This is a genomic window from Lysobacter sp. H23M47 (genome assembly GCF_015209765.1).
Classification (GTDB): domain Bacteria; phylum Pseudomonadota; class Gammaproteobacteria; order Xanthomonadales; family Xanthomonadaceae; genus Novilysobacter; species Novilysobacter avium.
This window is the reverse complement of record NZ_CP063658.1, coordinates 1,634,156-1,646,455: the sequence shown is the minus strand read 5'-3', so window position 1 is coordinate 1,646,455 and position 12,300 is coordinate 1,634,156. Positions and strand designations below refer to the sequence as shown.

Here is a 12,300-nt window from a genome sequence, read left to right as displayed (position 1 = left end):
CGTGTCGACCTCAGGCCACGTCGGCGATGCGGGGTGGCTGCCGCGGCGGCAGGCCGCGCACGGCCTCGGCGATGGCCGCGATGTGTTCGGGCGTGGTGCCGCAGCAGCCACCGACGAAATTCACCAGGCCGGATTCGGCGAACTCGCGCAGCATGCCGGCGGTGTCCTCGGGCGTCTCGTCATAGCCGCCAAAGGCATTCGGCAGCCCGGCATTGGGGTGCGCGCTGACCGCGACCTCGGCGATCCGCGACAGGGTGTCCACGTGCGGCCGCAGCTCCTTCGCGCCCAGCGCGCAGTTGAGGCCGATTGACAGCGGGCGCGCGTGCCGCAGCGAGTACCAGAACGCTTCGGCGGTCTGGCCAGAGAGGGTGCGGCCGGAGGCATCGGTGATCGTGCCCGAGACCATCACCGGCAGCCGGGCGCCGCGCCCTTCGAAGACCTCGGCGATGGCGAACAGTGCCGCCTTCGCGTTGAGGGTGTCGAACACGGTTTCCACCATAAGCACGTCCGCGCCGCCATCGATCAGGCCCTCGGCCGCCTCGCGGTAGGCCAGGCGCAAGTCATCGAAACTCGTCGCGCGGAAGCCGGGGCGGTTGACGTCCGGACTCAGGGACGCGGTACGGCTGGTCGGGCCGATGACACCGATCACGAAGCACTGCCGACCGGGCGTCTCCCGTTCCGCGGCGTCGCAGGCGGCGCGGGCGAGCCGCGCTCCGGCCGCGTTCAACTCGCGCGCCAGGTGCTGCAGTCCGTAGTCGGCCAGCGAGGTCCGGGTCGAGTTGAAGGTGTTGCTCTCCACCATGTCGGCGCCGACGGCCAGGTAGGCGGCATGGATATCCAGGATCAGGTCGGGACGGCTGAGGCTTAGGAGGTCGTTGTTGCCGCGCTGGTCGCGGGCGCAGCCGCAGTCGGCGCCGTGCACGTGGTCGGGCATGTCGTGCTCGCGGTCGTAGCCGTCGACGAACCGCTCGCCGCGGTAGTCTGCTTCCTCCAACCCGTGGCGCTGGATCATCGTGCCCATCGCGCCGTCGATCACCAGGATGCGCTCGCGCAGTTGCGCCTGAAGGGCGTCCGCGCGGGCGGGATTCAGCCATGGCAGTTCGGTATTCACGATTTTGCCCCGGTCTTGCTGCGCGTCGTGCGCGCTTTCGATTGCGTATCAGCGGAGGGCTTGCGGGCGAGCAGCGCGATCACCTCGAAATGCGGCGGGCGTCGCTCGCGGGTGACGACCTCACAACTCTCCACTCCCAGCCCGGCCTTGCCGACCATGTTGCGCAGCTCGGCCGGCGCAAAGCCGAGATTGACGTGGCCGTAGGCTTCCACCACCGAGCGGTGGCCGTGCCCGGCCAGGCTGGTCAGCAGCAGGCGACCGCCGGGCCTCAGCACCCGCGCCGCCTCCGCGACGGCTTCGGCGGGATGGTCGGCGTACGAGAGGGCGTGCATCAACACGACCAGGTCAAAGCTGGCATCGGCAAAAGGCAGCTCGTGCATGTCGCCTTCCTGGACCTCGACGTTTTCCAGCCGTCGCAGGCGCTCGGAGGCGGCGAGCACCACCTTGGTGCTGGAATCCAGGCAGACGTAGCGGTGGGAGTGTGGCGCCAGCAACTCGGCCAGCACGCCATCGCCGGAAGCCACGTCGAGCACGTCGCCGGTCTCCAGCAGCGGTAACGCGGAGCGCGCCATCGCTTCCCAGGTGCGGCCGGGCGAGTAGTGGCGCTCCATGTCGCCGGCGACCGAGTCGGCCCAGTTCTGGTCGGCGGCCCGCATCGCCAGCACCTGGCGGACCTGCTCGGCGTCCTGGCGCAGCAGCGGATCGTCGCTGCCCTCGCGCAGGGTGTTCCACAGGGCGCGTTGGGCCGGGTCCAAGGCCGCCTCGTCGAACCGGTAGTAGGCCGAAACGCCGGCGCGCCGGTCGCGCACCAGTCCGGCATCCTTGAGGCGCGCCAGATGCGTGGATACCCGCGGCTGGGCCAGCCGGGTGATGGCGGAAAGCTCCGCGACGGTGAGCTCTTCACGTTCCAGCAATGTGAGCAACCGCACCCGTGTCGCGTCGGCAAACACCTTGAGCCGTGACGACCAGCCTTCCAGATCCATATTCATCCACCTATCGCGATGCAGCGATAAGTGTGATGACGGGCGGTGCGCAGGTCAAGCACGGTCGCCGCTGCCGGTTCGGTTTAATTGCCGCGCAGGGCTACAATTGGCGGATCGTTTACCAGCCAGAGGTGCGGACGTGGATTTTGGATTCAGCGAAGAGCAGTTGATGATCCAGGACGTGGCGCGTCGTATCGCGCAGGAAAAAATTGCTCCCAGCGCGGAGCATCACGACCGCACCGGTGAGTTCCCGCTGGAGAACATCCGCACCCTGGGCGAGAACGGCCTGATGGGCATCGAGGTGCCGGCCGAATACGGCGGTGCGGGCATGGACCCGATCGCCTACGTGCTGGCGATGATCGAGATCGCCGCCGCCGATGCCGCCCATTCCACCATCGTCTCGGTCAACAACTCGCTGTTCTGCAACGGCATCCTGACCTTCGGCAACGAGGAGCAGAAGCAGCTCTACGTGCGCGCCATCGCCGAAGGCCGCGAGATCGGCGCCTTCGCGCTGACCGAGCCGCAGTCGGGCTCCGACGCCACCGCCATGCGCTGCAAGGCCACCCTCCAGGACGACGGTACCTACCTGGTCAACGGCAAGAAGAGCTGGATCACTTCCGGCCCGGTCGCCAAATACATCGTGCTGTTTGCCATGACCGACATGGACAAGGGCGCGCGCGGCATCACCGCGTTCATGGTCGACACCGAGCGCGAGGGTTTCCACCGCGGCAAGACCGAGCCGAAGATGGGCATCCGCGCCTCGGCCACCTGCGAGATCGAATTCACCGACTACGTGATCAAGCCCGAGGAAGTCCTGGGCGCGGAAGGCGAGGGCTTCAAGATCGCCATGAGCGTGCTCGACGCCGGCCGCATCGGCATCGCCAGCCAGGCCATCGGCATCGCCCGCGCCGCGTATGAAGCCACCCTGGAGTACGTCCGCGACCGCAAGGCCTTCGGCCAGCCGATCGGTGCCTTCCAGATGACCCAGGCCAAGATCGCCGACATGAAGTGCAAGCTCGACGCCTCCCTGTTGCTGACGCTGCGCGCGGCCTGGAAGAAGGGCGAGACCGAGAAGCACGGCGGACGTTTCAGCACCGAAGCGGCGGTGGCCAAGCTGACCGCGTCCGAGGCGGCGATGTGGATCACCCACCAGGCGCTGCAGATCCACGGCGGCATGGGCTATTCCAAGGAACTGCCGATCGAGCGTTACTTCCGCGACGCCAAGATCACCGAAATCTACGAGGGCACCAGCGAGATCCAGCGCCTCGTGATCGCCCGCAACGAGACCGGCCTGCGCTGAAAATGCACGCCCACACCCATCTGGTGTACTGACTCCTGAGCCTTGGCCCGTGTGAAAACGCGGGCCTCACTGCATTGGAAACCACATTCGCATGAGCACTGAAAGCAAAACCCCCGCCCGCCGCACCGGCAAGAAATCCGCTTCCGCCCCCAAGGGCGCGACCAGCACCGCTGTCGCAAAAACCGCGGGGGAGGCTTCCGCGGCAGGCCACGTCTCGCTCGACACGGTCCTGGGTGTGGTCCGCAAGCAGGCCGCCAGGAAGGATCAGGCCCAGGCCGAGTCGTTTGCCAAGGCGTTCTACGAGCGCATGGGTGATGACGAGTGGTCCCAGCACTCCACCCAGGGCTGGGCCGCACTTGCGGTGGACATGCTCGACTTCGCCGGTCAGCGCAAGCCGGGCGCGGCCAAGATCCGCCTGTTCAATCCGACCCTGGACAGCCATGGTTGGGAGTCAGCGCACACGGTCCTGCAGGTCATCAACGATGACATGCCGTTCCTGGTCGACTCGGTATCGATGGCGTTGGCGGAAGCCGATATCGGCGTGCACGTCCTCGGCCATCCGGTGGTACCGGTGACGCGCGACAAGGCCGGCAAGCTGACGGCAATCGGCGAAGGCGAGCCCGAGTCGATCATGCACCTTGAGATCGACCGCCAGTCCAAGGCGTCGATGGCGGGTATCGAGAAGAAGCTGTCGACGGTGCTCGACGACGTGCGCGCGATCGTCGCCGACTGGAGCGAGATGCGCGGCAAGATGCTGGAAGTGGCCGACGACCTGGCCAATCGCACCCTGCCGGTGGACGACGCGGGCCGCAACGAGGGCCGCGAATTCCTGCACTGGGTGGCCGACAACCACTTCACCTTCCTGGGTTACCGCGAGTACGACGTGGTGGAGCAGGGCGGCGAAGACGTGCTCCGCGCGGTCAAGGGCAGCGGCCTGGGCCTGCTGCGCGGCAAGGACAACCACAAGCCGCGCTCGCTCTCGTCGTTGGCGGCGACCCGCATGCCCAACTCGGGCTCGGTCGATGCGCTGATCCTGACCAAGACCAACGCGCGCGCCACCGTGCACCGCCGCGGTTACATGGACTATATCGGCGTGCTGAGCTTCGACGACAACGGCAAGCCGGTGCGCGAGGAACGCTTCCTGGGCCTGTACACCTCCAGCGCCTACACCCGTCGCCCGTGGGACATCCCGCTGGTGCGCGAGCGCCACGACTACGTCATGCGCCACTCGGGCTTCGCCGATGACAGCCACAGCGGCAAGGCGCTGCGCCACATCCTGGAGACGCTGCCGCGCGACGAGCTGTTCCAGTCCAGCGGCGAGGAGTTGCTGAAGACCGCCACCGGCATCCTCGGCCTGCAGGAGCGCGTGCGCAGCAAGCTGTTCCTGCGCCGCGACCGTTTCGGCCGGTTCTTCTCCGGCCTGGTCTACATCCCGCGCGAGCGTTTCAACACCGACGTGCGCCTGCGCATCGAGGCGATGCTCAAGCGCGAACTGCATGGCGAGCACATTGATACCACCGTAATGCTGAGCGACTCGCCGCTGGCCCAGCTGCACGTGCTGGTCCGCCCCAAACCCGGCGCACTGGGCGTGGAAGGCATGCCGCAGGTGGACAACGCCGTCATCGAGGCGGAGCTGGCGGAAATCGTCCGCGACTGGCGCGACGACCTGGCCGGCGTGCTCGCCGAGCGCCATGGCGAGGAGCGCGGTCTGGAGATGGCAGCCACGTTCGGCAACGCGCTGCCGGCGGGCTACATCGAGAACGTCTCGCTGCCCGTGGCCGCGGCCGACGTGGAACACCTGGCCGCGCTGACGGGCCCCGAGGACCTGCGCCTGAGCCTGTACCGCAGCCGCCCCGGCACCGGCGGCCTGCGCTTCAAGTTCTACCGCCAGCACGACGACATCTCACTGTCGGACGCACTGCCCATGATGGAGAACATGGGCCTGCGCGTGATTGCCGAGCACCCCTACCGCCTGCACGCCGGCGGCGAGGTGGTCTACATCCAGGACTTCGAGGTCGAGACCGGCACGCCGGATGTCGACGTCGAGGGCATCGGTGACAACTTCGAGGACGCGTTTTCCCGCACCTGGCGCGGCGAGGCCGAGAATGACGGCTTCAACCGCCTGATCCTCGCTGCCGGCCTGACCTGGCGCCAGGTCGCGATGCTGCGCGCCTACGCCAAGTTCCTGCTCCAGGTCGGCGTACCGTTCTCGCAGAGTTATGTCGAGGAGACGTTCGCGCGTTATCCCGTCCTGGCCCGGCTGCTGGTGGAGCTGTTTGAAGCGCGCTTCGATCCCAGTACCGGCAGCGAGGACAAGGCGGACATCAAGGCCGGTCAGGCGTTGCTGCAGCAACAGGTTGAGCGCCTGAGCGGCGGAGATGAGATCGTCCTGGCGGCGCTGGCACCTGTCGTCGCGGCCCGTGGTGGGAAGCGCGAGGCCCAGACCGAAGCCGCGTCGACCGCGCTGATGACGCTGCTGGATCGCGTCTCCAGCCTCGATGAGGACCGCATCCTGCGCAGCTTCATGGACGTGATCGAGGCGACGCTTCGCACGAGCTACTACCAGTGCGGCGTGGGCGGAGCCGATTGCGGCTACGTGGCCTACAAGTTCGATTCCGCGCTGGTGCCCGACCTGCCCAAGCCGCGTCCGTACCGCGAGATCTTCGTCTACGGACCGCGCGTGGAAGGCATCCACTTGCGCTTCGGGCCAGTGGCCCGCGGCGGCCTTCGCTGGTCGGACCGGCGCGAGGATTTCCGCACCGAGGTGCTCGGCCTGGTCAAGGCGCAGATGGTCAAGAACACGATCATCGTGCCGGTCGGCGCCAAGGGCGGCTTCATCGTCAAGCGCCCGCCGAGCGATCGCGCCGCGCTGCAGGCCGAGGGCGTGGCCTGCTACCAGATGTTCATCAACGGCCTGCTCGACATCAGCGACAACCTGGTCGATGGCAAGGTCGTGCATCCCGACAACGTCGTGCGCCACGACGGCGATGACGCCTACATGGTGGTCGCCGCCGACAAGGGCACGGCGCGTTTCTCCGACATCGCCAACGCGATCTCCGCCGACCACAACTTCTGGATGGGCGATGCGTTCGCCTCTGGCGGCTCGGTCGGCTACGACCACAAGGGCATGGGCATCACCGCGCGCGGCGCGTGGGAGTCGGTCAAGCGCCACTTCCGCGCCCTGGGCGTGAACACCCAGAAGGAGGACTTCACCGCGGTCGGCATCGGCGACATGTCCGGCGACGTGTTCGGCAACGGCATGCTGCTGTCCAAGCACATCCGCCTGGTCGCCGCGTTCGATCACCGCCACATCTTCCTGGATCCCGATCCGCTGGCGGCCACGTCCTACAAGGAGCGCCAGCGCCTGTTCAAGCTGGCCGGTTCCAGCTGGGACGACTACAAGCGCGACCTGATCAGTGAGGGCGGCGGCGTGTTCCCGCGCAGCGCCAAGTCGATCGACCTGACCGCGCAGGTCAAGGCCGTGCTCGGCATCGATGAGTCGATCAAGTCGATGAGCCCGAACGAGCTGATGAGCGCGATCCTCAAGGCGCCCGTCGACCTGCTCTGGAACGGCGGCATCGGTACCTACATCAAGGCCAGCACCGAGAGCCACGCCGACGTGGGTGACCGCGGCAACAACGGCCTGCGCATCGACGGCCGCGACGTGCGCTGCAAGGTGATCGGCGAGGGCGGCAACCTGGGCATGACCCAGCTGGGCCGCATCGAGGCCGCCCAGGCGGGCGCGCTGCTCAACGCCGACTTCATCGACAATTCCGCCGGCGTGGGTACCTCGGACCGCGAGGTCAACATCAAGATCCTGCTCAACGAGCAGGTCAAGCTGAAGAAGCTCACCCTGCCGGCGCGCAACAAGCTGCTGGCGGAGATGACCGACGAGTTGGCCGGGCTGGTGCTGGTGGACAACTACCGCCAGAACCAGGCCATCAGCCTGATGGAGCGCATGAGCGCGCCGCGTCTGGGTTCCAAGCAGCACTTCATCCAGACCCTGGAGTCGCAGGGCCTGCTGGACCGCCAGATCGAGTACCTGCCATCGGATGCGGAATTTGCCGACCGCAAGGCACGCGGGCTGGGCCTGACGCGGCCGGAGCTGGCGGTGCTGCTGTCCTACAGCAAGCTGGTGCTGTTCCAGCAGCTGGTGGATTCGGACGTGCCCGAGGATCCCTACCTGTCCAAGGAGCTGGTGCGCTACTTCCCCAAACCGCTGCAGGCCAAATACGCCAAGGCGATGGAAGGCCACCGCCTGAAGCGCGAGATCATCGCCACCGCGATCACCAACTCGATGGTGAACCGGATGGGGGCGACGTTCACCCTGCGGATGCAGGAGGACACCGGTCGCAGCCCGGGCGAGATCGCCGAGGCCTACACCATCGCGCGCGAGGCGCTGGATGCCCGCGCGCTGTGGGCGCAGATCGACGCGCTCGACGGCAAGGTGCTGGAGTCGGTGCAGATCGATGCGTTGCAGACGATCTGGACCCTGCTGCGTACGGTCACCCGCTGGCTGCTGTCGCGTCCGGGCCCGATGCCGGAGATCACCAAGGGCATGGCGCGCTTCGGCGACGGCTTCAAGGCCGTGCATGCGGCGCTGCCGGAGACGATGTCGCCGGTGCGCCGCGAGAAGTTCAACGCCCAGCTGGCCGAGTGGAAGGCCAAGGGCGTGCCGTCGGCGCTGGCGGAGCATCTGGCGGCGTTGCCGGTGCTGGAGTTCGCCTGCGACATCATCGAGATCGCCAACGCCCGCAAGGTGTCGGCGCTGGAAGCGTCGCGTGCCTACTTCGACCTCGGCGCCGCGTTCCAGCTGCCGTGGCTGCACGAGCAGATCAACGCCCTGCCGGTGGAGGGACGCTGGCAGGCGCTCGCCCGCGGCGCGATGCGTGACGAACTGGCCGCGCAGCAGCGGGCACTGGTCGGGCAGATCCTCGCCGGCGGCGGCAAGAAGCCGGCGGCAGCTAAGATCGAAGCCTGGCTGGCACGCGACGACCAGGGCGTGCGTTTCACCCTGTCGATGCTCGCCGAGCTGGTGAACCAGAAGAACCTGGATTACCCGACCGTTTCCGTCGCGGTGCGTCGCCTGGCGCAACTGGCAGAAGCGGCCGCCTGATCCGGACGGCCAACAAAGCCGGCGGTGGCCCTCGGGCTCCCGCCGGTTTTTTTTTGCGCGCCGCAGCCACGCTATCCTGCGGGCAATGATTCCGGAGCGGCCAATGACTTCATCCCCGCGTTTTGCATTCCTTGCCAGCATTGCCGAAGAGGCGCAGGCGGCGCGCAGCGAGCTGGTGGACCTGCACGGGGATCACGCACCGGACGAGGCCGACGTGCTGGTCCCGCTCGGCGGCGACGGGTTCATGCTGCAGACGCTGCACCGCTACGGCGAACTCGGCAAACCGGTGTACGGCATGCGCCAGGGCACCGTCGGCTTCCTGATGAACCACTACAGCGCCGATCAACTGGCTGAGCGCGTACAGGCGGCCAAGCCGTCCGTGCTGCGCCCGCTGGAGATGATGGCCGAGACCGACTCCGGTGCGAGGGTGCGATCACTGGCCTACAACGAGGTCTCGCTGCTTCGCCAGACCCGCCAGGCGGCGCACCTGTCGATCGAACTGCACGGCCAGCGCCGGCTCGACGAGCTGATCTGCGACGGCGTCCTGGTGGCCACGCCGGCCGGCAGCACTGCGTACAACTTCTCCGCCGGCGGTCCGATCCTGCCGCTGGACACCCAGGTGGTCGCCCTGACGCCGATCGCCGCGTTCCGTCCCCGACGCTGGCGCGGGGCCGTGCTCAAGGCCGACACCGAAGTGCGCCTGCGCGTGCTGGATCCCTACAAGCGCCCCGTGAGCGCGACGGCCGATTCACACGAGGTGCGCGACGTGGTCCAGGTCACCATCCGCGAGTCGAGCGAACACACCGTCACCCTGTTGTTCGACCCCGAGCACAGCCTGGAAGAGCGGATGCTGACCGAGCAGTTTGTGGGTGGCTAGCCTTGCGGGGATGCGTAGCCATTCACGCTTGCGCGCGCCCAGACCGCCATCGCAGCCCATGCGACGCCGATCGCGCACACTATCGGCATGCCTGATAACCAAGCCGACCCGCTGATCGTCGCGATCTCCTCGCGGACCCTGTTCGACCTGGAAGACAGCCATTCGCTGTTTGCCAGCGAAGGCCTGGACGCCTACGCGGCCTACCAGCTCAGCCGCGAGGATGAACTGCTCGAGCCCGGCGTCGCGTTTCCGCTGGTGCGCAAGCTGCTCGCGCTCAACGAGGACTCCCCGCCGGAAGCGCCGCGGGTCGAGGTCATCCTGATCTCGCGCAACTCCGCCGACACCGGCCTGCGGATCTTCAACTCGATTGCCCACTACGGCCTGGCGATCCGCCGCGCCGCTTTCAGCAACGGAGCGCCGCCGTTTCCCTACATTCGGCCCTTCGGTGCCGACCTGTTCCTTTCCACCCACGCGCAGGACGTGCGCAATGCGCTGGCCGCGGGTGTCGCCGCGGCGACGCTGCTGCCCGCGAAGGCGCTGCCGGAGCGCCAGCACCAGCTCCGGATCGCCTTTGATGGGGACGCCGTGATCTTTGGCGACGAGAGCGAGCGCGTCTCGCGCGAGGGCGGGCTGGACGCTTTTTCCAAGCACGAGCTCGACCGCGCCGGCGAGCCGCTGTCGGGCGGCCCATTCCGCGGCTTCCTGGACGCACTGCACCGGCTCCAGGACGCGTTCCCGATGGGTCAGGAAGCCCCGATCCGCACCGCCCTGGTCACGGCCCGCTCCGTTCCGGCGCATGAGCGGGTGATCCGCACGCTGCGCGATTGGGACATCCGCCTGGACGAGGCGCTGTTCCTCGGCGGCCGTCCCAAGGGGCCGTTCCTGGAGGCGTTTGGCGCCGACATCTTCTTCGATGATTCCGAGCACAACATCGAGTCTGCCCGCGGTCTGGTGACCGCCGGCCACGTCCCGCACGGCGTCGCGAATCCGGATTGATCGGGGCTTGATGCCCGTCGGAGCGCCCGTCTAGCACGGACCAGCGCTATGGGTGAGTGTGATGGTCGCAAAACTGGCATGGCCGTTGCATTTGTGTTAACATTCACCGTTGATGTAAAGCCCCAATTCAAACCGTGTCTCATGCGGTTCGGCGGTCCATTCGCCGCAATGACGGGAAGGAAATCCCGTCTTTTTTTCGCCTCGCGGGCGATCCCGGTCAACGGAATGAAGCGGGTCGATCGTGGACGCGGCGCACCTGCGTCGGCTGTTCGAGCGGGGCGACCGGGCTGAGCGTCCGGGTCACTGATTGGTGACCGGAGAGGGCCACTACGGACTTTCGTTCCGTCTTCCGACGGATTCATGTGTTCGTGTGCGCTGCCGCCCGATTCACGCGCCCCATCGCGGTTGTTTCCCGCCGCCAGACAACAGGAGTTTCCATTGAGTAACCAACGTATTGCGATCCTTGGCGCCGGCCCCAGCGGCCTTGCGCAGTTGCGCGCCTTCGAGGCTGCCGCGAACGCAGGCGCCGAGATTCCCGAAATCGTCTGTTATGAAAAGCAGAACGACGTGGGCGGCATGTGGAACTACACGTGGCGCACCGGCGTCGGCGCCTACGGCGAGCCCGTGCACGGCAGCATGTACCGCTACCTGTGGTCCAACGGCCCCAAGGAATGCCTGGAGTTCGCCGACTACAGTTTTGAGGAGCACTTCGGCAAGCCGATCGCTTCCTACCCGCCGCGCGCGGTGCTGCGGGACTACATCATGGGCCGGGTGGAGAAGATCGACCTGCGCCGCAGCATCCGCTTCCATACCGAAGTGCAATGGGTCGATTATTCGGAAGAGACCGGCAAGTTCACCGTCACCGTCCGTGACCTGAAAGCCGATGAGCTCTCCACCGAGGAGTTCGATTACGTGATCGTGGCCACCGGCCACTTCTCGACCCCCAACGCTCCGTACTTCGAAGGTCTGGAGCAGTTCCCGGGCCGCGTCCTGCACGCGCATGATTTTCGCGACGCCTGCGAGTTCACCGACAAGGACCTGCTGCTGGTCGGCAGCAGCTATTCGGCCGAAGACATCGGCACCCAGTGCCACAAGTACGGCGCCAAGTCGGTGTCCTTCAGCTACCGCACCTCGCCGATGGGTTACGAGTGGCCGCCGGAGTTCCGCGAATACCCGCTGCTGACCCGCCTGGAAGGGTCCACCGCGCATTTCGTCGATGGCAGCACGCGCGACGTCGACGCGATCATCCTGTGCACGGGTTACCAGCATTACTTCCCGTTCCTGCCGGATGACCTGACCCTTCGCACCTACAACCGGCTGTACCCGGAGGACCTTTACAAGGGCATCTTCTGGATCGACAACCCGAAGCTGATCTACCTGGGCATGCAGGACCAGTACTACACCTTCAACATGTTCGACGCCCAGGCCTGGTACGCCCGCGATGTGATCCTGGGCAAGCTGGCGTTGCCGTCCAGGGACGAGATGGTCGCCGACTCGCGCAAATGGGTCGAGATGGAGGAGGCCACGGAGGACGTGTTCGAAGATATCGACTTCCAGGCGGCCTACATCCGCGACATCCTCGGTCCTACGGACTACCCCGATTTCGACATCGAGGGCATGGGCGAGCTGTTCAAGGAATGGAAGCGCGACAAGCAGAAGGACATCCTGGGCTACCGCAACAAGAGCTACCGCTCGACGATGACCGGTACCCTCGCGCCGCCCCACCACACCCCGTGGATGGAGGCGATGGACGATTCGCTGGAGGCCTTCCTGGCCGAGGATGGCGAAACCGCGGAAGAGGTGCGCAAGGCGAACCTGTCGCGCGCGGATGTGGCCGGCGTCGCCGACGCCGAGCCGGCGGTCAAGGAGCGCAAGAGCGCCTGACGTCGAGTGTCATCGGGTGGGGCGCTCAGATGC

At 66.8% G+C, this 12,300-nt stretch carries 6 protein-coding genes and 1 pseudogene; 5 read left to right on the top strand and 2 right to left on the bottom strand.

The window, feature by feature from the left end; translation table 11 throughout:
- Positions 1-10: 10 nt before the first annotated feature.
- Positions 11-1,111 carry a homocysteine S-methyltransferase family protein gene (locus INQ43_RS07420; RefSeq protein ID WP_194036022.1) on the bottom strand — a complete coding sequence of 367 codons (1,101 nt, stop codon included), beginning with the start codon at positions 1,109-1,111 and terminating at the stop codon, positions 11-13.
- Between the two features lie 56 nt (positions 1,112-1,167).
- Positions 1,168-2,094: pseudogene (locus tag INQ43_RS07415) on the bottom strand (metalloregulator ArsR/SmtB family transcription factor); the annotation flags it as partial.
- Between the two features lie 106 nt (positions 2,095-2,200).
- Here INQ43_RS07415 and INQ43_RS07410 point away from each other — a divergent pair.
- The 5 genes from INQ43_RS07410 (at position 2,201) to INQ43_RS07390 (ending at position 12,267) form a co-directional block, all read left to right on the top strand.
- Positions 2,201-3,394, top strand: a complete 1,194-nt coding sequence (locus tag INQ43_RS07410; RefSeq protein WP_343221380.1) for an acyl-CoA dehydrogenase family protein — start codon at positions 2,201-2,203, stop codon at positions 3,392-3,394.
- 91 nt (positions 3,395-3,485) lie between these two features.
- Entirely contained in the window at positions 3,486-8,510 is a 5,025-nt protein-coding gene (locus tag INQ43_RS07405) for an NAD-glutamate dehydrogenase domain-containing protein (RefSeq protein WP_194036020.1), read from the top strand.
- A 103-nt stretch (positions 8,511-8,613) separates the two neighbouring features.
- Positions 8,614-9,387 carry an NAD kinase gene (locus INQ43_RS07400; protein WP_194033700.1) on the top strand — a complete coding sequence of 258 codons (774 nt, stop codon included), beginning with the start codon at positions 8,614-8,616 and terminating at the stop codon, positions 9,385-9,387.
- Positions 9,388-9,474: 87 nt separating this feature from the next.
- On the top strand, positions 9,475-10,383 hold the full coding sequence (locus INQ43_RS07395; RefSeq protein WP_194036019.1) for a 5'-nucleotidase: 909 nt from the start codon (positions 9,475-9,477) through the stop codon (positions 10,381-10,383).
- A gap of 438 nt (positions 10,384-10,821) precedes the next feature.
- Complete coding sequence (locus tag INQ43_RS07390; RefSeq protein WP_228062438.1) at positions 10,822-12,267, top strand: NAD(P)/FAD-dependent oxidoreductase; 1,446 nt, start codon at positions 10,822-10,824, stop codon at positions 12,265-12,267.
- The last annotated feature ends 33 nt before the right edge of the window (positions 12,268-12,300 follow it).

What these genes read in the sequence shown, in the direction of transcription:
- INQ43_RS07400 (WP_194033700.1), top strand. Translation starts at nt 8,614, where the DNA reads ATGACTTCATCCCCGCGTTTTGCATTCCTTGCCAGCATTGCCGAAGAG.
- INQ43_RS07395 (WP_194036019.1), top strand. Translation starts at nt 9,475, where the DNA reads ATGCCTGATAACCAAGCCGACCCGCTGATCGTCGCGATCTCCTCGCGG.
- INQ43_RS07405 (WP_194036020.1), top strand. Translation starts at nt 3,486, where the DNA reads ATGAGCACTGAAAGCAAAACCCCCGCCCGCCGCACCGGCAAGAAATCC.